The following is a 26,873-nucleotide window of genomic DNA, read 5'->3' on the forward strand; positions in this document are numbered from 1 at the left end:
GTGGCAGACCAGCAACTCGAGGCACTTTGGCGCGACCTGGTTGCAGAACTCCTCCAACTCTCCGAACGCCCAAATTCACCCGTTCCCACGCTCACACACCAGCAACGCGCCTACCTCCAGTTGGTCAAGCCAGTAGTGCTTGTCGACGGCTACGCCATCCTTTCCGCACCGCACACCGCAGCCAAAACCGTGGTGGAGGAGTCGCTCGCCCCGCACATCGAGGCTCAGCTCCAAGCGCGTCTCGGCACCCCGTTCACGCTCGCGGTCTCGATCGCGGCTCCCGGCGTGCAGGAGGTCGGCCCGCCGCAGCAGGAGCCGCCGATCGCCCAGCCGCAGACAGAGTGGACCGCGACGCAGAGCTCCCACACGCTACACCCGCCGGCAGAATCGACGTACGGATTCGCCGCACCCGGGGACCAGATCCCGATGGGGCTTGACGAGTTGGCGCAGATGCATGCGAGGCAAACGGAGGAAAATGAGCGTCGACAAGCAAATGTTCACCCCACGGTGCCGCAGCGTATCCGCCGTGAGAAACCTGCGCACGACCCAGACCGTGAAGCAAGCCTGAACCCGAAGTACACCTTCGAGAACTTTGTGATCGGCTCCTCGAACCGCTTCGCCAACGGCGCCGCGGTAGCCGTGGCCGAGAATCCAGCGCGCGCATATAACCCACTGTTTATATGGGGCGGTTCTGGGCTTGGCAAGACACACTTGCTGCACGCGGCCGGCAACTACGCGCGCGTGCTCGAGCCGAACTTGAAGATCAAGTACGTGAGCTCGGAGGAGTTCACCAACGATTACATCAACTCCGTGCGTGATGACCGGCAAGAATCGTTCAAGCGGCGCTATCGCAACCTGGACATCTTGATGGTCGATGACATCCAATTTCTTGAGGGCAAGGAAGGTACGCAGGAGGAGTTCTTCCACACCTTCAACGCTCTGCATCAAGCGAACAAGCAGATCATCCTGAGTTCGGATCGGCCGCCGCGGCAGCTGACGACGCTGGAGGACCGTCTGCGCACGCGCTTTGAGGGCGGGCTGATTACTGACATTCAGCCGCCGGATTTGGAAACGCGCATTGCGATTCTGATGAAGAAGGCCGCGGCCGACGGGACGCAGGTGAGCCACGACGTGCTCGAGCTCATTGCGTCGCAGTTTGAATCATCAATTCGCGAGCTTGAGGGCGCGTTGATTCGCGTGTCTGCGTATTCGTCGCTTATCGACGAGCCGATCACCATGGACGTCGCCCAGGTGGCGCTTCGGGACATCCTGCCGGATGAGAACGATGTGACCGTCACGGCGACGACAATCAAGGACGCCGCGGCTGAGTACTTCCAGGTCGGTGTGGAGCAGCTAACCGGTGCTGGTAAGACCCGGCATGTGGCGCACGCGCGCCAAATCGCGATGTATCTGTGCCGCGAGCTGACAGATCTGTCGCTGCCGAAGATCGGCGACGAGTTCGGCGGCAAGGACCACACCACCGTGATGTACGCGGACCGGAAAATCCGGAAAGAAATGACGGAAAACCGCGGCACCTACGACGAGATCCAGGAACTCACGCAGTTAATCAAGAACCGCGCGCGGACGCGGTAGCGGTGAGAGGGTTTTTAATTAGCTAGGTAAAGCTTGTGTAACCCCTGAAAGATTCCATGTTCAGCCTGTAGACATGCATGGAAGCTCCCTGTACGCTTACCAGGTCCTATCTTTTCAGGGAGGAATACATGTTAATTCAGAATGGGAGCTCGGGCGGCAAAACGCGCCCCTTCTCCGGCATTCGAAAATCTGTGGTTGCCGCAGTGACTGGTGTAGCGCTTGCGCTGGGGTCTGTTACAGCGGCACCTATGGCGGAAGCGCAACCGGCCGTCCAGCCGGATTATCCAGACGACTCTCGAGCTTGGGATCCGAAGCTTCCGTTCGGGCCCGGGCAGGACATCGCAAATAATCCCTCGTTAACTCCTGGGATTTGCGGTGGCAAAAATGGCAATCTAAAGATTGCGCTCGTCTTCGATGTCTCCTCGTCAATCGGAGAAGACGGTCTTCGAGACACTAAGTCTGCAGGGGACGCGGTGGTGACGGCGCTCAACGATGCACCTGTGCAAATTGGTATTTACAATTTCGGGACCAAGGCGCCTTCGTCCTACAGCGAAGGCGCACAGACGAAGGAAGGTCCACTAGCAACCGGCTCGGAAGAGGTGCTGAAGGAAAAAATCGCGCAGCTAGCGATTCCAGCCCGACCGCGCATTCAAGGGACCAACTGGGATCGAGGTATCAGCCAGATTCCCACCGGAACCTATGACGTTGTCTACTTCATCACAGACGGATTGCCCACCGCATACGGTGACGCAGTTGGCAGCGTCGATACCCAACGTGGAGCGAACAACCGACCTGCTTTCAATCACGCTAATGGTGGTGCAGCGAACAAGGATTACGCTGCCGCGAAACTCGATGTCCAGGAAGCTGTGAAATCAGCAAACGCTCTTAAAGCATCCGGTACACGCATCGTGCCACTCGCGGTGGGCAAGGACGTTAAAGGCGATCTCGCTAGCACTTACCTCGAATACATCTCTGGACCAGGGGATGCAATTCCAGTCGATGATTACGGTCAGTTGACAAAACAATTGGTAGCTCAAGCAACTGAAGGCTGCGCGGGCGAAGTTACCATCCAGAAGCAGCTGACTGACGCCAACGGAAATCTCACAAACGATTCTCCCGCGGGTTTCTCGTTCGAAGCATCAGGGATTTCAGAGAAGTTCCACCTCACTAACACCACGGCGATCACCGGTGATGATGGGAAAGCGACCTTCGGTTACGTTGCACCTGATAACGCAGCAAGCGGTTCTTTCACTATCAAGGAAGTCGGAGCGGAGTTCAAAAACGTCTCTTGCACCTCGGCTGATGGTGAGCCTTGGGAGCGAAACGGCAACTCTTTTATCGTCCCAGCAAAGGCTGGCGGCGAAGCTGAGTGTACCGTCACTAACCCTGCACCTGTGACAGTTACAGTCACGGAAACTACGACCGAGACACCGTCGACGGTAACCGAGGGTGTCCGATTCTTTGTGTGCGGGGGCTTGGTTTACAAGTAGTCCGCGAATCGGTCGGGGTAAGCCACGGCTAGTTGGTTGATGGCTTGTTTCCACCCGGTGGCTTTCGCTCCTTCAATATAGCCGTTGCACTCAACGTCGCGCTTGGCTTTCTTCGCCCGCTGCGCAGCGCGCTTGTCCTCGATGTTGCAGATCATCAACCACAGCGTCTTCAACGCCGCGGTATCGTTCGGGAACTGGCCCCTGTTACGGGTAGCTTTACGCAGTTCAGCATTCAGCGACTCGATCGAATTGGTGGTGTAGAGCACCCGCCTGGCCGCAGGCGGGAACTGCAGAAACGGCACGAACCGCTCCCAAGCGTCGCGCCAGACTTTGACCGACTGGGGGTATTTTAGGCCCAGCTCACTGGCCTCGAAAGCATCCAGGCTGGCGCGTGCCGTCTCCTCATTGGGAGCGGTGTAGACCTCACGCAGCGCGCGAGAGACGCCTTTGCGGTCCTGATACGACACCCACCGGTTCGCCGCCCGAATCAGGTGCACGATGCAGGTCTGCACCATGGAATTCGGCCAGGTTGCCTCCACGGCTTCTGGCAGGCCTTGGAGCCCGTCGCAGCAGACAATGAACACGTCCTGGACCCCGCGGTTGGCCAGATCTGCGCACACCGATGCCCAAAATGCGGCGCCTTCATTGTCAGCGATCCACAATCCCAGGATGTGCTTGATGCCGTCCATGTCGACACCAACCGCCATGTAGCAAGCCTTGTTGACCACGCGGTGGCCGTCACGGATCTTCACGCGTAGCGCGTCGAGGAAGATCACTGGGTAAAACTCGTCGAGCTGGCGGTTTTGCCAGATCATGACCTCTTCTAAGACCGCATCGGTAATGGTGCTGATCGTATCCGGGCTCATATCCACCCCCAGGGTGGTGGCGAGATGGTGCTGGATATCTCGCACGGTCATCCCGCCGGCGTACAGCGAGATAATCATGTCGTCGAGCTCTGTGAGCCGACGGGAGCCTTTGGGCACCATCTGCGGGGTGAACGTGCCCGCGCGATCCCGTGGCATCGTGACCTCAACAGGGCCGTAGCCGGAATCGACGGTCTTGGTGTACGACCCGTTTCGGTGGTTGCCACCACCAGCATCTGTTACCTGGGCTTTCGCTTTGCGGTCGGAGTGTTCGTAGCCCAAATGGGCATCCATCTCCGCCTGCAGGCCGGCGTTGATCGACGCCTGCAAAAGCCCCTTGACCAGCTCGCTGGCGTCGTCGGTGGAGGTGGACAGCTCCCCGATGAGCTTTGCGAGCTCGGGGTTATCCATCAGCTTCTCGCTGATCTCGTTGACCCTGGACGGGTCGTGGCTTTTCTTCGGTGACACAGTAGTCATTATCGGTGAAACTCCTTCAGATCAGAGCCTCACACACAAACTTCCTGGCACCCTCCGGTAACCGAGACCACGACCGTAGAACCCATCACAACCACTGTGACTGAGATTCCCGAAGCGGTGACAACAGTTGAAATCACAACTGTTACTGAAATTCCGGAACCTTCAACGGTTGAGAAGACTGTGACCGAAACGCCGGATCCCGTCACAGTCACTGAAGTGCCGGATCCCCTCACCGAAACGCTGACCGAAACACCAGATCCAGAAACCGAAACAGTAACGGTGACGACAACAGAAACTCAAGAGCCGACTCCAACCACCGTCACCCAAACTACGACGCAAACAGAGATGTCAACGGCTACTCAGTCGGAGACAGCAACGGAAACTGCGACCGCGACGGCCACTGCGACCCAAACTGAAACCGCGACGGCCACAGAAACGGCCACAGAGACCGAGACTCAAACAGACACGACAACCGCTACAGCCACAGAGACTGAAACGACGACGGCGACAACCACCGCTACGGACATGCAGGTTCTTACCTCCACTGAGACGACGACAGTTACTGAGGAACCAGTGACCGTGGTGGAGACCGTCACGCCTGCGCCGGTAACGGAGACAGTGACCGCTGAGGTAACGGTGGTCAACGAAATTCCAGGTAAACCAGTTACCGTCACCAATACTTCCACCGTTACGGAGACCGTCGACAACACTGTTGAGAAAACCGTGGAGCAGACGGTCAACAATACGGTGACGGAAACGGTCGACAACACCATCGAGAAGACGGTTGAAAAGACGGTGGACAACGTAGTTACGTCCGTCGTTGAAGGCGAACCAGTTACCGTCACCAACAATGCAACGGTTACAGAGACACAAACTGAGACCACCACGGTGGTTCCAGGTCGTGAGCCGGCTACCGCGACTGCAACTGTTACCGTCACCGAAACTGAAACGCAGGTCGTCACTACCACCGTCAGTGCTGACGACGCAGGTGCAGGAAATGCAGGCGCGAAAGAAACCGTCACGGTGACAACCACCGCGGAACTGTTCCCAGGCTCGTCCAATGATGGCGGGATTCTAGGCGGATCTTCCATTGGCGGCGAGGGTGGTTCGTCAGCGAAAGGCATCGTCGATGACCGCTGCATCCCGGCAGCGATCGGTCTCACCATCCCGTTGCTGGCTCTGATCCCGCTGCATCTGCTGCAGCAGGTCTCGATCCCGGGCCTGGACGCTTACTCGGCTGAGATCAACTCGCGCATCACGCAGGCGAACAACCAGATCCAACAGCAGCTCGGCATCTTCGACGAGAACACTGCACGTGCCGTTCAGGAGTTCAACGCCCAGGTGAACCGCATCGGTGCAGAAAACCAGCAGATCCTGCAGTGGGCTGGTATTGCCGCCGCAGTCGTCGGCGTCGCAAGCTACCTGTTCTACTTCTGCGTGCCGCGCCCGGACGCTGAGCAGGGTTCCAGCAACTAGGACATAGTTCGGCTTCAATCCTCCCGAAGCCGAATCCCCCGGTTGTCGCACTTCATCACGGAGTGCAGCAGCCGGGTTTTTCTTATCCACAGGGTTATTCACACCTGTGTAATTACGACGGAGAAATTTGGTGACGTCGGCCACAGAGGCGCTTTTCCACAGATTCGGGGTCCGCGTCGGGAGATGGGGATAAGAAAGCGCCGCGTGTGGATTGGCGGTGGGGAAACCGGGGCGGTTTGTGGGATTCGTCGATAAGCGAAAATTGCTCCACAAGATTGCCGGGTTGTGCACAAGCGATCCACAAGCCGAATCACAAGATTGAATTGTGCTGCGACCGCGGCAAACCCGGCTCAATCCACAGTTTCAACACCGCTTACTGTTGTTACCGTTCTTTTTCCTTGTAATTCATCAAGAGAAAGAGAGGGTGTGCACAAGACTGCGCGCCTTGGCTCAGTGTGAGGCTCGCATGCTCGGGGATCGGCGAGGAAGCTTTAGAAATTTCGAGCATGCCCGCCTAGAGTGAAAACGTAATTTCAAGAATCCAGCACAACCGACCTCGAGGGAGCAGCCAGCAGCATGGTTGACATCGCCGGTGACAACGCCGTGTCGTTCCGCGTTCACAAGGAAGACCTGTCGGACGCTGTGGCCTGGGTTGCCAGGAGCTTGCCTACCAAAAACACACAGCCGGTGCTGCGAGCTGTGGTGATCACCGCCGACGACAACGGGTTGGAATTCGCGGGCTTTGATTACGAGGTTTCCAGCCGCGTGCGGATTGGCGCGGAGGTGGATCAGCCTGGCCGTATCGCGGTGGCCGGCAAACTGCTCGCCGACATTGTTTCCAACCTGCCGGCGAAGCCGGTTGAGGTGACCACCGAGGGCAACAAGATGAAGCTCAAGGGCGGGTCCGCGAAGTTCGAGCTGCCGCTGATGAGCCTCGACGACTACCCGCAGTTGCCGGAGCTTCCCGAGGTCACCGGCGAAATCGCCCCGGCTGCGCTAACTGCTGCGGTGACCCAGGTCGCGTCTGCTGCTGGCCGCGACGACACGCTGCCGATGCTTACCGGTATCCACATGGAGATCGCAGGCAACCACTTGAAGCTCACCGCGACGGACCGTTTCCGCCTGGCGCTGCGCTCCCTGGAGTGGGAGCCGGCCGGAGCGGACACCGAGGCGAAACTGCTGATTCCGGCGAAAACGCTGCTGGATAACGCGCGCACGCTGGACACGCACATCGATGACCCAGTGCAGATCGCCGTCGGTGGAACCGGCAACGTCGGCGCCGAGGGCCTGTTTGGTCTGCGTACTGGTAACCGCGAGACCACCACCCGCATGCTCGACGCGGACTTCCCGAACGTGGCGCCGCTGCTGCCGAAGGCGCACACCTCGATTGCCACGGTGGAGATCGCGCCGCTGCTGGAGTCCATCCGCCGCGTGTCCTTGGTCGCCGACCGCAACGCGCAGATCCGCCTGCACTTCCGCGAAGGCGAGCTCGCGCTCCACGCCTCCGGTGCGGATTCCGGTGAAGCGCAGGAAACGCTGCCGGCCGCATTCACCGGCGCGGACGAACTGCTCATCGCGTTCAACGCCGGCTACCTGCGTGATGGGCTTTCCGTCATCGGCACCGATCGCGTCATGTTCGGTTTCACCGAGGCCTCACGACCGGCGATCATGGTCCCCGAGCCGGAGGATCTCCCGGAGGCCAATGCCGACGGCACGTTCCCCACCCCGGACACCTTCTTCACCTACTTGCTCATGCCGGTGCGCCTGCCGGGTTAAACCCTCACTCCGTTGTACGTCGCCGAACTTGACCTGCGAGATTTCCGCTCCTGGCCGGAACTGCACCTTGATCTTGAGCCGGGTGTCACCGTCTTCGCCGGTCGCAACGGTCACGGCAAAACCAACATCGTCGAGGCGCTCTATTACACCTCCCACCTGCGCAGCCACCGCGTTTCCGGCGACGGCCCGCTGATCGGAGCGCAGGCAAGCAACGCGCGCATCTCCGCGACCACAATCAACGAGGGCCGCGCGCTGACCACTCACTTGCTGATCCAGCACAGCGGCGGCAACCAAGCGCAGATCAACCGCACTCGCCTGAAGTCGCCCCGCGAACTCGCGGGAGTGCTGCGCACCGTGATGTTCTCGCCGGAGGATCTCCGCCTGGTCAACGGCGAGCCGTCTGAGCGCCGCCGCTTCCTCGACGACCTCGCCGCACTGCGCACGCCGCGCCTCGGCGGAGCGCGCGCCGACTACGAGAAGGTCCTGCGCCAACGCAATGCACTGCTCCGAAACTCCAACATGGCGCTGCGCCGCGGTTACAGCGACGACACCGGCGCCAGCGCGCTGAGCACACTCGACGTCTGGGACGGTCAGCTCGCAGCGTACGGCAGCCAGGTGCTCGCCGGTCGCATGTTGCTTATCGACGCCCTGTCCGACCTCATCACCGAGGCCTACGCCGCCGTCGCCCCGGAGTCGCGCCCCGCGGCGGTACAGATCAAGTCCACGCTGGACCGAGCTGTCGCCGAGCTCGCGGGCGGGGAAACCAGAGACCCAGCGATCTTCGAGGCAGCGATGCTCTCCGAGTTGGGCCGGCGCCGCTCGGAGGAGATCGACCGCGGCACGACGCTGGTCGGCCCGCACCGCGATGACCTCGTGCTCATGCTCGGTGATAACCCGGCGAAGGGCTACGCCTCCCACGGCGAGACCTGGTCCTACGCGCTCGCGCTGCACCTGGCCGAGTACCAGCTGCTCAGCTCAGATGGCTCCGACCCTGTGCTCATCCTCGACGACGTGTTTGCAGAACTCGACGCGAAGCGCCGCGAGCGCCTGGTCCACGTCGCTGAGGGTGCAGAGCAGGTGCTGATCACCGCCGCGGTTGGCGACGATCTACCGGGCAACCTCGACGACGCAGTCACCGCGCGCTACGCCGTGACCATGGATGAAGGGGTGAGCAGCATTGAGCGATCTGATCAGTGACACCTTTGAAGTCTGGCGCGAGACAGCTCGGCGGCGGGGTGGGCGCTTGCCGGATCTGTCGCGGCAGGGCACGTCGGTGGTGCCGAGGCGCAGCGTCGGAAAATCTGCGGTGACTAGCTCCGCGGCAGGGGAATCGCAGGTGAAGGTTCCGGGATTGGCGTTGGACGAGGCGTCGATAAGCAAAAAGCCCCAACCCCTGCGAGGCCGGCCAACTGGGCAGGATGGCCGTGCGATTCCGCGTGGGTACAAGGTGGATTCGCTGGGTGCGCTGCTGGGGCGCGAGATTCGCAAGCGCGACTGGAGCGAAAACATGGCCTACGGGTGGGTGATGGGCAATTGGGAATCGCTGGTGGGTGTCAAGATTGCGCAGCACACCGAGGTGAAGATGATCAAAGAGGGCGAGGTGCACATCGAGTGCGACTCGACCGCGTGGGCGACGCAGCTGAAGTACATGCAGTCGACGGTGCTGAAAGCGATCGCGGAAAAGGTTGGTGCCGGTGTGATTACCAAGCTGCATATCTACGGGCCGAAAACGAAGTCGTGGCGCAAGGGTCCGCTGCATGTGCCGGGGCGGGGGCCGCGGGATACGTACGGATAAAAGCGGGCGTCAGGGTCGCTGCATGCGGACCAACTGGACGCGGGAGTGGTGAGCGATCCACTTCGCAGCAGCTGGCTCGATCCAGTTCGCAACATTGTTGATGGCCTGCACCTGACGGTCAAGATTGGCAGTCTCATGAGCTTGGTTGGGGAAAACCAAGGACTCATGGTGGGCGCATCGATTGCGAAGTCTGTAACCAGAATGGTCCGTATCCACCTTGCCCGACTGGCACTTCCAATACGTCATGAACCCGATTCCGTAAAAGGACCTCTACGTGTTGAATGTCCTCAAGAAAAGCTTTTGTCAGGTGGGTATTCCACAAATACAAAGACTCGGGAGACTGGTGAAAGCTGTACCGGGCCATTCTGTCTGTAGAGAACCATCTGTCGAGGTCCACTCGGCGTGGTCTGTTTACTTTATTGCTCATAGTCCTGTAAACTCTCCCCCGAAAGCCCCGGAGCGATCCCTACGGAAACGTACATCGCCGGGGTTATTGAACTTTCACGACGAGTTTATCCCCTAGCAGAGTCGCGCGCCTGCCCCGGTTTAGATACCCCAACGCTGAAATCCGCGCGAGAAACGCCCTCTCGCGGTTTGAAGCGCTACCGGGCATAGACCCCCAACGGTGTAAGATGAGACGGGTTAAAACGCTTCACAGCGCGCCAGCGTGCTGAGAAGTCAAGAAAGTACTAGAGGAGAGTCCGTTTCCGTGGCTGAACAAGAACCGCATTATGACGCCTCATCAATCACCATCCTCGAGGGCCTCGAGGCCGTGCGTAAGCGCCCGGGCATGTACATCGGTTCCACTGGTGTCCGCGGTTTGCACCACCTGGTGTGGGAGGTTGTGGACAACTCGGTAGATGAGGCGATGGCGGGCTACGCCGATCGCGTCGATGTGACGCTGCTGGCAGACGGTGGTGTCGAGGTCGTGGACAACGGCCGCGGTATCCCGGTGGAGATGCACCCGTCGGGTGCGCCGACCGTCCAGGTCGTGATGACCCAGCTGCACGCCGGCGGCAAGTTCGACTCGGAGTCCTACGCCGTCTCCGGCGGTCTACACGGTGTGGGCATTTCCGTGGTCAACGCGCTGTCCACCCGCGTCGAGGCCGACATCAAGCGCGACGGCAAGCACTGGATCCAGCACTTCGACAATGCCGTGCCAGACGAGCTCGTCGAAGGCGGCAACGCCCGCGGCACCGGTACCGCGATCCGCTTCTGGCCGGACCCGGAGATCTTCGAAACCGTCGAGTTCAACTACGACACCATCGCGCGCCGCCTCCAGGAAATGGCCTTCTTGAACAAGGGCCTCACCATAACCCTCAAGGACGAGCGGGTCACCGATGAGGAGCTTGAGCTCGAGGCCATCGCAGAGGAGGGCGACACTGCAGCGCTTCTCGACGAGCCCACGTTCGACGACGACACCGTCACCGAGCGGGTGGACACGCCGTCCCCGGATTCCGCGGACGAGGTCGCCCCGGAGACCAAGCGCAAGCGCGAGAAGAAGGTGACCTACCACTACCCGAACGGTCTGATCGATTACGTCGAGTACCTGAACAAGGGCAAGACGGAGATCCACCCGACGATCATCGGCTTCGAGCAGAAGGGCAGCGAGCACGAGGCTGAAATCGCCATGCAGTGGAACGCCTCCTACAAGGAGTCGGTGCACACCTTCGCCAACACGATCAATACTCATGAGGGCGGCACGCATGAAGAGGGCTTCCGCGCGGCGCTGACCAGCATGATGAACAAGTACGCCCGCGACCACAAGCTGCTCAAGGACAAAGAGCCCAATCTGACCGGCGACGATTGCCGCGAGGGCTTGGCCGCTGTCATCTCGGTTCGAGTGGCCGACCCGCAATTTGAGGGTCAGACCAAGACGAAGCTGGGCAACACCGAGATCAAGGGCTTTGTCCAGCGCGCGGTGAACGAGAACCTCTCCGACTGGTTCGACGCGAACCCGGCCGAGGCGAAGGCGATCGTGAACAAGGCTGTGCAGTCTTCGCAGGCGCGCCAGGCGGCGCGAAAGGCGCGTGACCTGGTCCGTCGTAAATCCGCGACCGACCTGGGTGGCCTGCCGGGCAAGCTTGCCGACTGCCGTTCGAAAGACCCGCTCAAGAGCGAGCTCTTCATCGTGGAGGGCGACTCCGCAGGTGGTTCCGCGAAGGGTGGCCGCGATTCGATGTACCAGGCGATCCTTCCGCTGCGCGGCAAGATCCTGAACGTGGAGAAGGCACGCATGGACCGCGTGCTGAAGAACGCTGAGGTCCAGGCCATTATCACCGCCCTGGGCACCGGCATCCACGACGAATTTGACATTGAGAAGCTGCGTTACCACAAGATCGTGCTCATGGCCGATGCCGATGTGGACGGCCAGCACATTGCGACCCTGCTGCTGACCTTGCTCTTCCGCTTCATGCCGCAGCTGATTGAGGAAGGCCACGTGTACTTGGCCAACCCGCCGCTGTACAAGCTCAAGTGGCAGAAGGGGCAGCCGGGTTACGCGTTCTCCGACCGCGAGCGCGACGAGCAGCTCGCTGCCGGACAGGAGGCTGGCCGCAAGATCAATACCGACGACGGCATCCAGCGCTACAAGGGTCTCGGCGAGATGAACGCCAAGGAGCTGTGGGAGACCACCCTAGATCCCGAGACCCGTATTCTGCGCCGCGTGGATGTCGAGGATGCCCAGCGCGCCGACGAGCTGTTCTCCATCCTCATGGGTGATGACGTGGCCGCGCGCCGCAGCTTCATCACCCGCAAGGCAAAGGACGTTCGCTTCCTCGACGTCTAAAGCACTTTCGCTATCCTCGGCAAAAGTATCCGCCCCAGCCCGAGGAGCCGTAACCCATCGACACCTACCCCGCATCCAGCCAGCACGGCGACCGCCCGCTCGTCGTCATCTTCCCCGGCATGGGCATGGGCGCACGCTACTACCGCCCAATTGCCGGGGCGCTCGCAGACGCCGGGTTCCCCACAGCTATCGGAGAGCTCCGCGGCCAGGGCGAGAGCCCCGCCGTCGCCTCCCGCTCCAACCAGTGGGGCTACCACCACGTCGCAGCGGAGGACTATCCAGCCACGATCAGGCAGGCTAAGCAGGAGCTTACGCTTGACGACGACACGCCTGTCATCCTCCTCACCCATTCAATGGGCGGACAAGTGGGCACCCTTTTCATGGCGCGTCCAGAGGCTAAGGAGTGCAATGTGGTCGGCATGCTCGGCGTTGGCGCCGGCAATCCGTGGCACAAGGCGTTTCCGTTGCGTGACAAGCTGAAGTACGGCTTGGGCATCCAGTTCATCTGGCTCGTTGCGCAGGTCCTGGGCTATTGGCCGGGAGACAAGATCTCAGTCGGCGGCAGCTGGGGCCGCCATCCGCGCACTTACATCAATGAGTGGGCGCGCATGAACCGCACTGGCAAGCGCGGGAAACTCGCGGGCGCGGACATGGATTACATCAAGGCGATGAAGCGTATCGACGTGCCGGTGGTGCTCACCCGTTTCACCAATGACCGTGACTGCACGGTCGCTTCCGCGCAGTCGTTGGCCGATCAGGTCTCCGGAGCCACCGTCGAAGAGCTCGACGGTGGGCTTGGCCATAATCGGTGGGCGAGGGAACCGCGTGCCGTCGTTAAGCGAATGCTCGAGTTTGCTGACGAGCTGTAGTTACTTGGCGTGGCGCTCGATGATGTCGCCGAGCTCGGGCAGGGCGGGAGAGACGATCTTGCCGGCCTTGCCGCGCAGGGTGGAGTAGGCCTTTTGCATTGCCGACGGCATGTCGGACGTGGCCTTGTCCGCGGCGCCGAGCATCGCTTCGACGACTTCGTTCTCGCGCGAGACCAAGTAGCTGCCAAAGCCCTGGGTGTCGGAGGACTCGTAGCCGCTCCAGAACGGCGCGAGCTCTTCGGTGATCTGGGGGAGGAGGCGGTTGACGCCCTTGGGGATGGCGTCGGAATCGGCCTTTTTACCTGCAGCGACGGCAGACTTCAGGGCCATGCCGGTGAGGCCGGACTGGTTGGACACGGTCTTGTCAATCAGCTCTGCCAGCTCAGCGACAACGGTCTGACGGGTATCGCCCTCAAGCAGGGCATTCAAGTTAGTCATGTGCTCCGAGTTTAGCGGCTGGTGGGCTGTGGGCTGCGGGCTCGTTGCGAACGCGCAGAGAGCGTGTCACGAGCGGCAAGCGAAAACGGCCCTCGCCGGCTCTCGTGAGCGTTGGCGTTGGGCCGTTCGATCGGGTGTCGTAGCTCTTCCACCACAGCACCCGGCTCCTGAATCACATCAGTCACACGAGTCACTGTAACCACAACGGGCACAACCGTATCATGCGTCCCATGGGTCCGCCACTTTCGGGGGAGTGTTGGCGCTTTCACTACTCGGCGACTGCACGGCCCCGCTTTAACCCCAATTCTTCAGCACCAAGTTGGTGTTAAAGATCGCGATAAGCCCCAACTTGGTGCTTGAAAGTTGGGGTGGAAGGGATCGGAAGGGGAGTGGCGGGAAGTGGCGGGTTAGTGCGGTGCGTTGATCAGGGCGAGGACGCGATCGACATCAATGATGCGGTTGCCCTCGGAAGAGCCGGCGACCTGGGAGAGACCGAACTGCGCGGCGGCGTTGTCCACGGCCTGGCGCAGCGGCGGGGTAGCATCGACGATGACCTGCAGGGCAGCGGCGGCCGCGGCCAGCGCGAGCGCGAGGGAAATCGGTGCGATGCCGGTGTAGGCGCTGCCCAGCGGGGTTTGCTTCGGCACGTCGACACCCGGGTTGTCCGGGTCGAGGCGGTAGTCCCGGTCGGAGGAGCCGCGGGTGCTGCTCAGTGCGCTCGAGAGCTCGAGGGCTGCGGTCTGGGCGGAGGCCGCCGGGGCGATGGTGACGGCGGCGACGGCGGCGACGGTACCGGTGGCCAACACGACGGTGACAGCGGTTGCGGCAGCCGCGGTTTTCATCCGCGTGGCGGGGGTCAGCGATCGTTTCATGGTGGTCACTCTAGGACACGGGGGCACCTACGGCGGCTAATCACCTTCCGCCCAGCGCGAATACACGTCTCGCGTCACGTCGGCAAAGGCTGAGTTGTGGTTGGTCAGGGGCTGCAGTTGGACGATGGCGTCGTGAAGCGAACTGCTCCCCTCGGTGACTGACCCACAAACCGGAACCCCGTGGACGCGCGCGCCGGGGACGGCTGCGGCGGCGGCGAGCGCGGCGAAGGAGCGGATGTGCACCTTATATGCGGCGCAGAACTCGTCCGCGATGGCGAGGAGCTGCTCGGGGGAGAGGGCGCGCGTCATCCGCGGGCCTGCCTGATGCGGGATTCGGTGGCGCGGTACTCGGGAATGTGCTCGCGGGCCAGGGCCTGCACGGCGGCGGTGTCTAGCATGCGCGAGGCGGCGGTGAGCACCGCGCGCCGGGCGGCCTCCTGCTTGGAGCAACCCCATGCGGAGGCGAGGAGGACCAACGCGGTGTCCTCGTCGGCGGTGAGTCGAAGCGTCATAGCCATACCATTTTGATACCACGGCGGAGACGGAGAAACGCTCTACGGGCGTTAGAATGCAGGTGAAGCAACCAAGAAAGGGATTCTATGGCTGACGACACCCTGAGCGGCGACGGCTTCGACCGCATCCAGCCCATTGACATCAACGAGGAGATGCAGACGAGCTACATCGATTACGCGATGAGCGTGATCGTGGGCCGCGCACTGCCGGACGTGCGCGACGGAATGAAGCCGGTACACCGGCGCATCATCTACGCGATGTACGACAATGGCTACCGCCCCGAGCGCTCCTACGTGAAGAGCGCGAAGCCGGTCGCCGACACGATGGGTAACTATCACCCGCATGGCGACAGCGCGATCTACGACACCCTCGTTCGTATGGCCCAGCCGTGGTCCATGCGCTACCCGCTTGTCGACGGCCAGGGCAACTTCGGTTCCCCAGGCAACGACGGCCCGGCGGCGATGCGTTACACGGAGTGCAAGCTCACGCCGATCGCGATGGAGATGGTGCGCGACATCCGCGAAAACGCGGTCGACTTCGTGCCCAATTACGACGGCAAGACGCAGGAGCCGACGGTGCTGCCGTCGCGCGTGCCGAACCTGCTGATGAACGGCTCCAACGGCATCGCCGTGGGCATGGCCACCAACATCCCGCCGCACAACCTGGGCGAGCTGGCGGATGCGATCATCTGGATCCTGGAGAACCACGAGGCCGACGAGCGCGCCACGCTCGACGCCGTCACGGAGCGCGTGAAGGGCCCCGATTTCCCGACGGCTGGCCTGATTGTCGGCGACGCCGGCATCAAGGACGCCTACACCACCGGCCGCGGCTCGATCCGCATGCGCGGCGTCACCGAGATCGAAGAGGTAGGCAACCGCCAGGTCATCGTGATCACGGAGCTGCCGTACCAGGTCAACCCGGACAATTTCATCCAGTCCATTGCCACCCAAATCAAGGACGGCAAGATGGCTGGCATCTCGGACATTGACGACGAATCCTCCGACCGCGTCGGCATGCGCATCGTGGTCACCCTCAAACGCGACGCCGTGCCGCGTGTGGTGCTGAACAACCTGTACAAGCACTCCGCGCTGGAGACGAATTTCTCCGCGAACATGCTCTCCATCGTCGACGGCGTGCCGCGCACCTTGCGCCTCGACCAGATGCTGCGTTACTACGTCAAGCACCAGATCGAAGTCATCGTTCGCCGCACCCAGTACCGCCTCGACGAGGCCGAAAAGCGCGCGCACATCTTGCGCGGACTGGTCAAGGCACTGGACATGCTCGACGAGGTCATCGCGCTGATCCGCAGCTCAGCCACCGTCGATGATGCTCGACAGGGGCTCATCGAGCTTCTCGACGTCGACGAGATCCAGGCAAACGAGATCCTGGCGATGCAGCTGCGTCGACTCGCAGCGCTGGAGCGCCAAAAGATCGTTGACGATCTCGCCGAGATTGAGAAGCAGATCGCCGACTACAAGGACATCCTGGCCAAGCCCGAGCGCCAGCGCGCGATCGTGGGCGAAGAGCTGCGCGAGATCACCGAGAAGTACGGCGACGAGCGCCGCACCCGCATCGTGGCCGCCACCGGCGATGTCACCGAGGAAGACCTCATTGCGCGCGAGAATGTGGTGGTCACCATCACCTCCACCGGCTACGCCAAGCGCACCAAGGTCGATTCCTACAAGAGCCAGAAGCGTGGCGGCAAGGGCGTGCGCGGCGCTGAGTTGAAGCAGGACGACGTGGTGAAGAACTTCTTCATCTGCTCCACGCACGACTGGATCCTCTTCTTCACCAACTTCGGTCGCGTCTACCGACTCAAGGCCTACGAGCTGCCGGAGGCGGGCCGCACCGCACGAGGCCAGCACGTGGCCAACTTGCTGGAGTTCCAGCCGGAGGAAAAGATCGCCCAGGTGATCCAGATCCAGTCCTACGAGGACGCGCCGTACCTGGTGCTGGCGACCCGCGACGGCCGCGTGAAGAAGTCGCGTCTGACTGACTACGAGTCCGCTCGCTCCGCCGGCCTGATCGCGATCAACCTCAACGAGGGCGACGCGCTGATCGGCGCTGCGCTCGCAGGCGAGAACGATGACGTTTTGCTGGTCTCCGAGCAAGGCCAGTCGATCCGCTTCACCGCCGATGACGAGCAGCTGCGCCCGATGGGCCGCGCAACCGCCGGCGTGAAGGGCATGCGTTTCCGCGGCGATGACCAGCTGCTGGCCATGACCGTGGTCCACGACGGCGAATTCCTGCTGGTGGCTACCTCCGGCGGATACGGAAAGCGCACGCCGATCGAGGAGTACAACCCGCAAGGCCGCGGCGGCATGGGTGTGATGACGTTCAAGTACACCCCGAAGCGCGGAAAGCTCATCGGTGCACTCGCAGTGGAAGAGGACGATCAGATCTTCGCCATCACGTCGGCTGGCGGTGTCATCCGTACGGAGGTTGCGCAGATCCGGCCGTCGTCACGCGCGACGATGGGCGTGCGACTCGTCGACCTTGCGGACGGCGTCGAGCTCCTGGCCATCGACAAGAACGTCGAAGACGAGGGCGAGGAAGAAGCAACCGCAGTGGCCAAGGGCGAGAAGACGATGGAGGAAGCCCAGGAGGCGACCTCATCGGCGCACGGCCACGAGAACTCGAGCACCCAATCCGCTGACGGCCAGGGCTCGGAGCTTGGCGTCTCCGGAGAGCGCTGGGAGGACGACGACCCGATTGAGACCGGCATCACTGATGCATCTGGTGAGGGCGACGCGGAGGCAAACGTCGATTACGATCCTGAGGATGATGACGAGGAGTAACGCATGGCCGCACGAAAAGTAGCGGTAAAGCACGTCGGGGTGGGATCGGTGTTCAAGGTGGCAACGATCCTCGCCTTGATCGGGTTTGTCGCGTGGATGATCGCCGCGACCGTAATTTACTTCGGTCTCGAGCGCGCCGGCGTGATCGAATCCATGAATTCGCTCATCGGCGGAGTCGGCGGTGACCAGGTCATCGACATGGGCTTGGTGCTTTCTGCAGCCGGCCTCGTTGGGCTGATCGGTGTGGTGTTCACCGCAGTGATGGCGCCGTTGGCCACCGTGATCTACAACGCAATCGCGGATCTCGTGGGCGGGATTACCTACACGATGTCCAACCGCGTCGGCTAGACGAAATAGGGCGCTACCTGGCGATTTGGTGCCTACGCCGTCGCTGGGTAATGTTCTATCTCGTTCAACGGGCCTATAGCTCAGTCGGTTAGAGCGCATCGCTGATAACGATGAGGTCGCAGGTTCGATTCCTGCTAGGCCCACGGTGTAGGCTACAATGTAGTTCCACACTTCATGGGGCATTAGCTCAGTTGGTAGAGCACCTGCTTTGCAAGCAGGATGTCAGGAGTTCGATTCTCCTATGCTCCACAAATCGCTCCCTCTGTTTCGGCAGGGGGAGCTTTTCGCCTTGCGACGGGCGAAACTGTCCCCATTTGGGGGACGCGGGTACTCGGCGGCGCAATTCGTCGATAAGCAATCGAAGCTTGTGAGCGCACTGCTGATTTGTGTTCTGGTGAGGCTGGTGTGTACACCCCGAGGGTGTAACCTCGATGCACTTATCTGCGCCTTTCTTCTATTCACGTTACCCTCACGTTATACTCAGGTTACTTTTCTGAGACAAAAGACGGAAAACGCGTTTAAAGGCGGAAAACTCTATGGGCACTCACGTCTCCCACAGCCAGTTCGAACGGCTGAAGTTTCTGATGCTGGCGGCACCGCGAGCCGCCAAGGCAACCATTGCGGCCTGCGTGGTGACGGCGCTGGTCGCCTCAGCAATGTGTGCGGCGGAAGCAGGCGCACAGGAGTATCCTTCATCATTCCGCGATACCAACGGTGTCGGCATTGTGACGAAGGTGTTCGACGACTCGACCAGTGCCGCTGAGGTGGAGGAGTCCTTCCGCACCGCAAAGGAAATGGGCGTGGAGTGGACCCGTGTGGGCGCGGCTTGGTACCACATTGAGCGCGAACCTGGCCAGTACAACTGGAGGTTCCTCGACCAGACCATCGCAATGGCGGAGAAGTACGACATCAACGTGATGATGCAGGTCACCACCGCACCGGAGTGGGCAACCGGCTTGAGCAGTATGTCGCCTGCCCAAAAGCGCTCGCTCGGTCACTATCCCGATACCTACGCACCGAAACCGGAGTTTTACGACGACTACGCGAACTTCTTCGCCGACGTCGTTGAGCGCTATGCGCCCCGCGGCATTGTGGATTACGAGGTGTGGAATGAACCGGCGCTCGCGGGCTTCTGGAAGGAAGACACCAACAACCGCATGCCCAGCCCGGAGAGCTACACCCAGCTCCTGAAGGAGACATACCCGGCAGCCCACCGTGCGTACAGTGGCGTCAACGTGATCGCCGGCGGCCAGGTTGTTCTGCCGACGGAGGCGGACGGGTCCCGCATCAACGCCGTGGAGTACCTCAAGCGCATGTACGCTGCGGGCGCAGGGGGCTACTTCGACTCTCTGGCGCACCATCCGTACGGCATTGACTCTCCGGAGTGGATCTGGAACGGCTGGGCATACATGTACAACGAACCGAAGACGAACAACGCTCCGCGGGACACCCTGCACTCGGTGATGAGCGCGCACGGTGACGGGGATAAGGAAATCTGGCTCACCGAGCTCGGTCAGGACACCCGGCACGGATGGGTGGACGAGAAGATGCAGGCGGAGCGCTACCAGCTCTACCTCGATGCGTGGGGAGACACCCCCAACATCGGCCCGATGATCTTCTACAGCCTCCAGGACAAGAAGTCCTACGGTAACAGCTTCGACAAGGAGGACTACTTCGGCGTGATCCGTGACGACGGCTCCTGGAAGCCGGCCGCGATGGCGATCAAGAGCTACACCAACGCCGCAGAATCCGGGACGGTTCCTCGCGCAGCAGCACCAGCGCCAGCGCCAGATCAGGCGCCAGTACCCGCACCGGCACCGGCGCCGCTGGATGCACCCGTCGGCACCACGCCGGATGTCGAGCAGGGCGCGCCGGTACCGCCTGCAGCCCCCAAGCCGCGGACGCAGGCACCTACCCAGCCGAACAATCCATTCGTTCCGGAAACTCCCGCCCTGGAAGACGCCCCTGCAGCCGACCCAGAGGCACCGCTTGTCGACGAAGCGTTCGCGGAGGAAGCACCCGTCATCGGCCCAGTGCCACCTGTGACTTGGCCAACGCTGGAAAACCCGCGCGCTTCGGATCCCACACTCGCACCGGCTCCTGCGCCGGTTCCCGCACCTGCCCCGGTTCCGGAAGCATTGGTTGAACCGCGGCCGGAAGCTCCGGCCCCGCCGTCTGCACCTGCGGAAGCCCAGCCAGACGCACCAGCGCGAGCAGTGCAGCCAGAAGCCACAACTGGACCAGCTATTGGCCTGGCACCGCTGGGTATGGCCCTGCTCCTATTCATCCGCACCCAGATCTGGAAGTGGCTCACCGGCTACCTGAAATAGTGCGGGGGTGGGAGATTACCCGCCTACCGTTCATTGATCCGCGCTGTGAGTTGTTACGCTTACTTACTCTCATAGAGTGATGACGCGGATGGGAGAAGAGAGATGGGTAGCGGTTTTTCTAGCGCAAGCAATCGACCGCGCTTCGGCGGATTGTCGCGGGCGACTCGGGCTCTCGCGGTATTCGCAGCACTCACGGTCGTCTTTGTCACGTCAACCTGCATCTCAGAGCACTCTGAGACGGAAAATGACAACGGCGTCGGCGTCATTGTCAAGGCATTCGACCACGGGTACTCGGATGATGAGGTCGAAGAGTCTTACGAAAACGCGGTTGAAATGGGGGCGACGTGGACTCGCGTGGTCGTGCCCTGGTACTACGTTGAGCCGAGCCCTGGTGAGTACAACTGGGACTCCACAGATAAGAGCGTCGCCGCGGCGAACAAGCACGGAATGAACGTGCTCATCCAAGTCTCTACAGCTCCCGAGTGGGCGACCGGGGTTGACAAGCTTGCGCCGGAGGAGCGTGAGTCACTCCAACCCGGAATGGACACGTATGCTCCGACACCGGACCACTACGACGACTATGCGCAGTTCTTTGCCAAAGTGATCAAGCGCTACAGCAAGAAGGGCGTGAGCGACTACGAGGTCTGGAACGAGCCCGGATCGGCCGGTTTCTGGAAGGACAGCCCGGACAACCCCAAAGCCAGCCCAGAAAGCTACGCGCAGCTGCTGAAGCACGCGTACCCGGCGGCGCATAAGGCAAACCGCGATGTAAATGTCATCGCCGGCGGGCAGGTGGTCTTGCCGACCGAGGCCGACGATTCCGTCATCGGCGCAACCGAGTACCTCAAGCGGATGTACGCTGCTGGCGCGCAGGGGAACTTCGACTCGCTGTCGCACCACCCGTACGGCATCAATTCGGAAGAGTGGGTATGGAACGGTTGGGATTACATGTTCGGCGACCAACCGACCCTCAATGCCCCAGCGGACAACCTTTACTCACTCATGCGGGCTAATGGTGACGGGGACAAAGACATTTGGCTCACAGAGGTCGGCCAAGACACGGTGCGCGGCACCGCCGACGAGACGATTCAAGAGGAACGCTACAGCCAATACCTCAACACCTGGGGGCAGTCGCACAATGTCGGCCCGATCCTCTTTTATCACATCGAGGATAAGAAGCAGTACAACGCTAGCCAGGACAAAGAGGACTACTTCGGCGTGATCCGTGAAGACGGCTCGTGGAAACCAGCCGCTTGGGCGATCAAGTACTACACCGAAACGAACCCGCCGAAGGAGATGCGCGACTAGGGCCGTTCGCATGGCCCCACGGACCCCATGGACCCCAGCGCGGCTCGTGCGACTACTTGCGCGGCAGCGCCATCAGCGCCGCGCCGATGGCCACCAGCCAGGCATCTTTCGACAGCGACAGACCGTCGTGGGACGGGCGGATGCCGTCATCCTCGGTCATCTGGTCGTTACCGAAGTACATGGTGAGCAGCCCCGCGCCGAAGGTCGCGAGGCCCAGACCAGCGAGACGGTTGGGCACAAACGGGAGGAGCAGCGCGGCTGCGAGGGCGGCCTCGCTCGCGGCGAGGGTCTTGGCAAAGGTCTCCGGGTCGAACTCGTCGAGCGCCGGGATGCCGGTGGCTGCCATGTCCTGCAGACCCTCAGCCGTTTCCTTGTCGGCGCCGAACTTACCCAGACCGGAGTTGAGAATGTACAGGCCGAGGGGCACGCGCAGCGTCGCAGAGGCGAAGCCGAGGTTGGTCTTGTCTTGCTTTGAGAAGATGCTGACAGGGAGAAGGTTCAGGGGGTTGAACATTGTGAAATCCTTTTCGGTACTTGGTCGTAGGAGTTTTTCGCTTTACGACGGTACCGAAAACGCTTCGACAGCACTCTACCGCCACCGGTTGGGGCTGTTTGCAGGCGCGGCTAGACCGAGATCTCGGGGTAGATGTCCTTCTCTGTCGGGCGCCGCAGCGCGCGCAGACCCAGGCACGAGACCAGCCACGAACCGATGGCAAGCGCAACCAGCACGATGACCGCCCGGTGCATGCGCGGATCTGTTGCCGCGGAGCCAAAGAGCGCGAAGCGCGTGAGGTCGACCACGTACGTCATCGGGTCCAGCTTGTGCACCCACTGGATGAACTCCGGTTGCACTTCTGGTGGGTAGAGGCCGTTGGAGGCCACCAGCTGCAGCGACATCAGTGCCATCGTGATCAGGCGGCCCACTGAGGCGCCGAAGACCGCGTTGAGGGCGAAGATGGTGGTGATGAACGCCCAGGAGGCGAACATCAGTACGGCGAAAAGCCAACCCGGGTGCTTGGGTTGCACGTCGAGCACGAAGACCTGCACGACCCACAAGGCAATGACCTGAGCGAGACCGATGAGGTAAGCCGGAACCAGGGTGTTCAACGCGACACGTGTCGGCAGGGCGCCGGAATCGATCGCGCGACGCGACAGCGGCGGAAGCACCATGAACGTGATCAGGCCGCCGAACCACAGCGACAGCGACAGGAAGAACGGCGACAGGCCACGGCCGAAGAAAGTCAGCTCGTCACCCACCTGGTTCACAACGACCGGGTTCGAGGCATTTTCGACGGCCATATCAAGACGCTCGCCTTCCCACCGCGGCGCCTTCTCTGCGCCCTCGGAGAGCTTCAGGGAAAGCTCGCCGGTGCCGTCGGAAAGCTGCACCAGGCCGTCGCTAAGCTCGCCCATTCCCACAACTAGCTGGTCTGAGCCTTCCGCAAGCTTCGAGGTGGCGTCGGCAGCCGCGTTCGCCGCAACGACGAACGCCGATGTACCGTCCTTGAGCTTGGTCACGCCGGCCAGGAGCGTGCCGGAACCCTCGTCCAGTGCCGCAAGGCCCTTGGCCAGCGTCTCTGCTGCGCCGACGGCGGTGTTCATACCGGAGAGGTATTCGGATTCGGGGTCGTGGAGCTGGTATGCCACCTGGTGCGCGCCGTCCTGTAACAGCGTGAGTTGGCTGACTAGATCAGAACCGGCGGCAGCGCCGAGCGTGCCGGAGTTCAGCTGCGCGCGGGTGGCGCGCGCCTGCTCCGCGATCAGCTCGGATCCCGGGATGGGGGAGCGGTCGAGGTCTTCAATGACCTGTGCCAGCGAGGAGTCGATGTCCTCGTACGCCTGCTGTGCTGCGCTCAACGTACCAGCGAGGTCTGCGATCTTGTCCACGCCGCCGGCAACCTGCTCGGCACCGGAACCGAGGGCATCGGTAGCGGTCTTGAGTTTGCCCAGGCCGTCGGACAGCTGCTGGGCTCCGTCTGCGGCGGTGCCCAAATTCTCGTTCAGCTGCTGTGCGCCGTTCTGCAGCTCGCTGACGCCGTTGTCGAGTTCGCCGGCCGCTTCCGGAAGCTGCTGGGCCTTCTCGTTGAACTCGTTCAGACCATCGTTTAGACGACCAGCACCGTCGTCGAGCTGGCCAGCTCCGTCCTTTGCCGACTGCGCTCCGTCGTCAAGCTGGCTCGCGCCATCCTTGGCCTGGTCCATGCCGTCGCCGATGGTGTTGAAGCCAACGAAAAGCTGGTTCACCACTTCAGCGCCGATGCTGTGCGAGACGGCCTCCGCAACTTGGGTGGTAGCGGTGCTGCCGAGCATGGTGGGGATGAAACCGTTGGTCTCATTCAGCGTGACGTTGATCTTGGCCTGACGCGGGTTGTCCGACTGCACACTGGTCGCGGCATCGGTGAAGTCCGTTGGCAGCTCCATGGCTAAGTAGTACGTGCCGTTTTCCACGCCTTCTCGCGCTTCATCGGCGCTGACTACGTGGAAGTCCATCGGACTTTCCGCCACGAGTTCGTCGACGACCTTTTGGCCCGCGTCGCCTTCATCTGAGTTCACCAGCGCTACCGGCACTTTGTGGAAGTTGCCGAGGGGGTCGAAGTAGCTCCAGACGAAAAGGCCGCCGAACAGGAGCGGCAACAGCGCGATGGCAATCAGTGCAAGCGGCGGCAGGGTGCCGTGGAAGAATTTTCGGAAGTTAGTGCCGATGTGAAGTCCGCTCATTGCTCCTCATTCACGGTGGTCACGATGACGGGCAGGTACGACGCTACTACCTTGAGGTCATCCATAATTTGGCGGCGCAGGGCCATTTTCTTCACCTGGTCGACGTCATCGACCACGAGTAGCTCGGCGTTCGGCCGGGATACGAGAGCAAGCAGGATCCGGAGACGGAACCGATCCATCACGCCCAGTTCGCCGACCGTCTTGTCAACGTTCAGCTCTTCGAGGCGTAGCGGCTCCAGCCACGGCTGGACGTATTTGTGGCCCAGGATGTCCTTCGGTACACGGGCGAAAAACGGCTGAGCCCACGCGACCTGTTCCCGTATCGATTCCCGAGCGGAAACATGCCGCTCCAGGGTGTCAATGAAGTCCGCGCCGGCTAATGCGGTGCGTTTAAAACCAGGACCGTCCACGGTGCCGGAATAGGGCTTGAAACGGTCCGCGAGCGCCATCGCGAGCCGGGAGCCGCCCGCCTCGCGACGCGTCTGCACGATGGTTAGCCCCTCTTCCGCAACCAGCGTCACCGGGGTGCCACCCTTGCGCACCACAAGGTCCTGCGTGGTGAGTACTACTGTCATCCTTGCTCCAGACGGAGGGTTAGCTATCACTTAAATCCGGTGTTATCATCCTCGCCATTAGCAGTCGTGTCAAAAGTAACGGGTAGGAGGTGGAACTGTGCGCGCAGATGCACGCGCAAAACGCGCTCAAATCATCACCGCCGCCATGCGGCAGTTCCGCACCCGGCCAGCCTCGGCGGTGACCATGGAAGGCATAGCCGCAGAGGCCAATGTCGGTATCGCCACCGTGTATCGCCACTTTCCGTCTCGGTCCGAGCTGCGCCAAGCGTGTGCCCTTGAACTCATCCACGTGCTCGACGAGTTCCTCGACAACTCACTTGCAGCTTTCGATGATGCTCCCCACGAGCAGTGGGAGAGCTTTGTTTGGAAGCTGGTGGATTACGGCGTGGGCATGCTCGTCGGCGCGTTGGTCAACGAGATGCCCGGAACGATTGACGCTGAGGTAGCGGCAAGACGCGACGAATTCTTCGACAGGGTCCAGGCGCTGCTCGACAATGCGGCCGCACACGGGTTGGTTGACCCGGGTCTGCGGCCGCTAGAACTCGCCTCCGAGCTGATCGTGGTCACCCGTCCGATGAACGAACAGCTCAATGCCCTGTTTCCCGATGTCCGGGAGCGGCTCGTGCGCCACCTCTTACTAGCGTGGCGTGCGCCGCGAGTGGACATTCAGCACACTCAGCGCAACAGCGCTTAACGCTTCGCGTCGTTGTCCTTGCGCAGCTCGTGGCGGCCGGACGCGCCGATCGTGGTGTCGGCATCTGAGGTCTTATCGCTACGGTTGCCCGAACCGGTGTCGCGCAGCACATCGCTCTTTACATCACTCTTCGCGTGGCGCGGTTCGGTTACCTCACGCTGCGAATCCTCGAGGGTGTCAAGGGTGGTCAGCTGCTCGTCGATGGAGGTGAGCAGCTCCTCGTCGCGCTCAGCCGGTTCCTCACCGAGCGGGCCTGCAGAGCCGTGCATGTCCGCCTTCGGGCGCATGTCGTTATCTGGGTCGTTGGTCGCGCGCGCACCGGACGCTGTGCCTGCGGTTTCGGTGGTGGTGGAGTACACGAGGGTCGAGTTGCCCTTCTCGTCGGTTTCAGTGCGGGTCGGAGCCGGACGGGTGGTTGTCGCTGCCTGCTTGTCGGAGAGCCAGAACTCCCACGCGGCCCACGCAGCGGCAGCTGCGCCTGCGATGCCGAGGCTGATGCCAATGAACTTGCCGACACCGCCGCCGCGGTTGTCTTTCTCCTGCTGCTTCGCCGCGTGCTTCAGCGCCTCGCGGCGCGCCTTGCGGTCTGGAGCAGCCGCGGCGAATGCAGCGCGGCGGCGATCGAGGCGGTCGTGCGCGTCGCGGGTCAGGTCGCCGGCGTTCGCGCGTGCGGCACCGTGCAGCTCCTCCAGGTCGTCGATGCCGAGCTCCTCAGCGAGGTCGCCCAGCTTGCCGTCTTTCAGTGCGCCGAGCAGAGCGTCGTAGGTCTTGCGCTGCTGTTTCGAGTCGCTGTTGCGGTACATGTTGTACGCGCCGGTGGCGGCGCCCATTGCCAAGCGAAGCATGATCCGGTTCATGACGAAATAACTCCTTTTTGTGTGATGCGCGATGCATTCGCACGCGCGCGTGAATCCGCTCCCAGGGTAGCGAAAACGCTGAATGCCCCGCGCTACACAAACTGAACCAAGCGGTTCATTCCGCCTTTCGCCCGGTGCTATTTTATTCACCCTACTCGGCTGTTCAACCAGCGCAAACACCCACAAGACCGAGAGGTACATTGAGACTGAAACTTGGGCGCAATAAGTTTTGCACAGCCGTTGTAAAACGGTTGAACGTCAAGTGCCGAGCCCGGCCAGACACCCAAGAAGATCG

Annotated in this window: 22 protein-coding genes and 2 tRNA genes; 15 read left to right on the plus strand and 9 right to left on the minus strand. The window is 61.7% G+C overall.

The features are described from left to right. Together dnaA and CGLAUT_RS00010 are read left to right on the plus strand one after the other, a co-directional pair. Positions 1 to 1,593 carry a chromosomal replication initiator protein DnaA gene (gene dnaA, locus CGLAUT_RS00005; RefSeq protein ID WP_290185514.1) on the plus strand — a complete coding sequence of 531 codons (1,593 nt, stop codon included), beginning with the start codon at positions 1 to 3 and terminating at the stop codon, positions 1,591 to 1,593. Between the two features lie 128 nt (positions 1,594 to 1,721). Next, on the plus strand, positions 1,722 to 3,083 hold the full coding sequence (locus tag CGLAUT_RS00010; protein WP_290185516.1) for a vWA domain-containing protein: 1,362 nt from the start codon (positions 1,722 to 1,724) through the stop codon (positions 3,081 to 3,083). Here the strand turns inward: CGLAUT_RS00010 and CGLAUT_RS00015 are convergent. Beyond that, positions 3,074 to 4,423: an IS256 family transposase gene (locus CGLAUT_RS00015; RefSeq protein ID WP_290184376.1), complete on the minus strand. Its 1,350-nt coding sequence runs from the start codon at positions 4,421 to 4,423 to the stop codon at positions 3,074 to 3,076. The two genes, CGLAUT_RS00010 and CGLAUT_RS00015, sit on opposite strands and share 10 nt — an antisense overlap. A gap of 96 nt (positions 4,424 to 4,519) precedes the next feature. Here CGLAUT_RS00015 and CGLAUT_RS00020 point away from each other — a divergent pair, with 96 nt between their 5' ends. The 6 genes from CGLAUT_RS00020 to CGLAUT_RS00045 all read left to right on the plus strand — a co-directional run bounded on the left by CGLAUT_RS00020 (position 4,520) and on the right by CGLAUT_RS00045 (position 13,127). Next, on the plus strand, positions 4,520 to 5,899 hold the full coding sequence (locus CGLAUT_RS00020) for a hypothetical protein (protein WP_290185518.1): 1,380 nt from the start codon (positions 4,520 to 4,522) through the stop codon (positions 5,897 to 5,899). A 576-nt stretch (positions 5,900 to 6,475) separates the two neighbouring features. Next, positions 6,476 to 7,675, plus strand: a complete 1,200-nt coding sequence (dnaN, locus tag CGLAUT_RS00025) for a DNA polymerase III subunit beta (RefSeq protein ID WP_095658927.1) — start codon at positions 6,476 to 6,478, stop codon at positions 7,673 to 7,675. A gap of 12 nt (positions 7,676 to 7,687) precedes the next feature. Next, positions 7,688 to 8,872 (plus strand): DNA replication/repair protein RecF, encoded by a 1,185-nt coding sequence (recF, locus tag CGLAUT_RS00030; protein ID WP_290185523.1) that lies wholly within the window; start codon positions 7,688 to 7,690, stop codon positions 8,870 to 8,872. Next, positions 8,853 to 9,470, plus strand: a complete 618-nt coding sequence (locus CGLAUT_RS00035) for a DciA family protein (RefSeq protein ID WP_290185525.1) — start codon at positions 8,853 to 8,855, stop codon at positions 9,468 to 9,470. The genes recF and CGLAUT_RS00035 overlap by 20 nt, the downstream gene beginning before the upstream one ends. A 709-nt stretch (positions 9,471 to 10,179) precedes the next feature. Then, the gene (gene gyrB, locus CGLAUT_RS00040) at positions 10,180 to 12,258 is read left to right on the plus strand and encodes a DNA topoisomerase (ATP-hydrolyzing) subunit B (RefSeq protein ID WP_290185527.1); all 2,079 of its coding nucleotides are present in this window, start codon (positions 10,180 to 10,182) and stop codon (positions 12,256 to 12,258) included. A 56-nt stretch (positions 12,259 to 12,314) separates the two neighbouring features. After that, the gene (locus tag CGLAUT_RS00045) at positions 12,315 to 13,127 is read left to right on the plus strand and encodes an alpha/beta fold hydrolase (RefSeq protein ID WP_269768563.1); all 813 of its coding nucleotides are present in this window, start codon (positions 12,315 to 12,317) and stop codon (positions 13,125 to 13,127) included. On the opposite strand, the gene CGLAUT_RS00050 is transcribed toward CGLAUT_RS00045, so the two are convergent. The 4 genes from CGLAUT_RS00050 to CGLAUT_RS00065 all read right to left on the minus strand — a co-directional run bounded on the left by CGLAUT_RS00050 (position 13,128) and on the right by CGLAUT_RS00065 (position 14,955). Continuing rightward, positions 13,128 to 13,565, minus strand: a complete 438-nt coding sequence (locus CGLAUT_RS00050; RefSeq protein WP_290185530.1) for a DUF6918 family protein — start codon at positions 13,563 to 13,565, stop codon at positions 13,128 to 13,130. Positions 13,566 to 13,972: 407 nt separating this feature from the next. Continuing rightward, positions 13,973 to 14,437, minus strand: coding sequence for a hypothetical protein (locus tag CGLAUT_RS00055; RefSeq protein WP_290185531.1), 465 nt, complete (start codon positions 14,435 to 14,437; stop codon positions 13,973 to 13,975). 36 nt (positions 14,438 to 14,473) lie between these two features. Continuing rightward, positions 14,474 to 14,746, minus strand: a complete 273-nt coding sequence (locus tag CGLAUT_RS00060; RefSeq protein ID WP_290185532.1) for a TetR family transcriptional regulator — start codon at positions 14,744 to 14,746, stop codon at positions 14,474 to 14,476. Beyond that, positions 14,743 to 14,955 carry a CopG family transcriptional regulator gene (locus tag CGLAUT_RS00065; protein WP_290185534.1) on the minus strand — a complete coding sequence of 71 codons (213 nt, stop codon included), beginning with the start codon at positions 14,953 to 14,955 and terminating at the stop codon, positions 14,743 to 14,745. The genes CGLAUT_RS00060 and CGLAUT_RS00065 overlap by 4 nt, the downstream gene beginning before the upstream one ends. Positions 14,956 to 15,036: 81 nt before the next feature. Between CGLAUT_RS00065 and gyrA the strand changes: the two genes are divergently transcribed. The 6 genes from gyrA to CGLAUT_RS00095 all read left to right on the plus strand — a co-directional run bounded on the left by gyrA (position 15,037) and on the right by CGLAUT_RS00095 (position 21,734). Continuing rightward, positions 15,037 to 17,748: a DNA gyrase subunit A gene (gene gyrA, locus CGLAUT_RS00070; protein ID WP_290185536.1), complete on the plus strand. Its 2,712-nt coding sequence runs from the start codon at positions 15,037 to 15,039 to the stop codon at positions 17,746 to 17,748. A gap of 3 nt (positions 17,749 to 17,751) precedes the next feature. Further along, the gene (locus tag CGLAUT_RS00075; RefSeq protein ID WP_095658936.1) at positions 17,752 to 18,096 is read left to right on the plus strand and encodes a DUF3566 domain-containing protein; all 345 of its coding nucleotides are present in this window, start codon (positions 17,752 to 17,754) and stop codon (positions 18,094 to 18,096) included. Between the two features lie 69 nt (positions 18,097 to 18,165). Further along, positions 18,166 to 18,239: transfer RNA gene (locus CGLAUT_RS00080), tRNA-Ile, on the plus strand. 33 nt (positions 18,240 to 18,272) lie between these two features. Next, a tRNA-Ala gene (locus tag CGLAUT_RS00085) sits at positions 18,273 to 18,345 on the plus strand. Between the two features lie 287 nt (positions 18,346 to 18,632). After that, positions 18,633 to 20,426, plus strand: coding sequence for a beta-galactosidase (locus tag CGLAUT_RS00090; protein WP_290185539.1), 1,794 nt, complete (start codon positions 18,633 to 18,635; stop codon positions 20,424 to 20,426). A 102-nt stretch (positions 20,427 to 20,528) separates the two neighbouring features. Beyond that, a complete protein-coding gene (locus CGLAUT_RS00095) occupies positions 20,529 to 21,734 on the plus strand; it encodes a beta-galactosidase (protein WP_290185541.1) in 1,206 nt (401 codons plus the stop codon). Between the two features lie 52 nt (positions 21,735 to 21,786). Here CGLAUT_RS00095 and CGLAUT_RS00100 read toward each other — a convergent pair whose 3' ends face one another. The 3 genes from CGLAUT_RS00100 to CGLAUT_RS00110 all read right to left on the minus strand — a co-directional run bounded on the left by CGLAUT_RS00100 (position 21,787) and on the right by CGLAUT_RS00110 (position 25,027). After that, positions 21,787 to 22,248: a hypothetical protein gene (locus tag CGLAUT_RS00100; RefSeq protein ID WP_290185542.1), complete on the minus strand. Its 462-nt coding sequence runs from the start codon at positions 22,246 to 22,248 to the stop codon at positions 21,787 to 21,789. Between the two features lie 110 nt (positions 22,249 to 22,358). Then, on the minus strand, positions 22,359 to 24,452 hold the full coding sequence (locus CGLAUT_RS00105; RefSeq protein WP_290185544.1) for a YhgE/Pip domain-containing protein: 2,094 nt from the start codon (positions 24,450 to 24,452) through the stop codon (positions 22,359 to 22,361). Next, positions 24,449 to 25,027: a hypothetical protein gene (locus CGLAUT_RS00110; RefSeq protein WP_290185546.1), complete on the minus strand. Its 579-nt coding sequence runs from the start codon at positions 25,025 to 25,027 to the stop codon at positions 24,449 to 24,451. The genes CGLAUT_RS00105 and CGLAUT_RS00110 overlap by 4 nt, the downstream gene beginning before the upstream one ends. Before the next feature lie 97 nt (positions 25,028 to 25,124). Here CGLAUT_RS00110 and CGLAUT_RS00115 point away from each other — a divergent pair, with 97 nt between their 5' ends. Further along, positions 25,125 to 25,721: a TetR/AcrR family transcriptional regulator gene (locus CGLAUT_RS00115; protein WP_290185547.1), complete on the plus strand. Its 597-nt coding sequence runs from the start codon at positions 25,125 to 25,127 to the stop codon at positions 25,719 to 25,721. Here the strand turns inward: CGLAUT_RS00115 and CGLAUT_RS00120 are convergent. Then, complete coding sequence (locus tag CGLAUT_RS00120; RefSeq protein ID WP_290185548.1) at positions 25,718 to 26,578, minus strand: hypothetical protein; 861 nt, start codon at positions 26,576 to 26,578, stop codon at positions 25,718 to 25,720. The two genes, CGLAUT_RS00115 and CGLAUT_RS00120, sit on opposite strands and share 4 nt — an antisense overlap. Between the last annotated feature and the right edge of the window lie 295 nt (positions 26,579 to 26,873).

Origin of the sequence: Corynebacterium glaucum (assembly GCF_030408855.1) — a bacterium.
Taxonomy (GTDB): domain Bacteria; phylum Actinomycetota; class Actinomycetes; order Mycobacteriales; family Mycobacteriaceae; genus Corynebacterium; species Corynebacterium glaucum.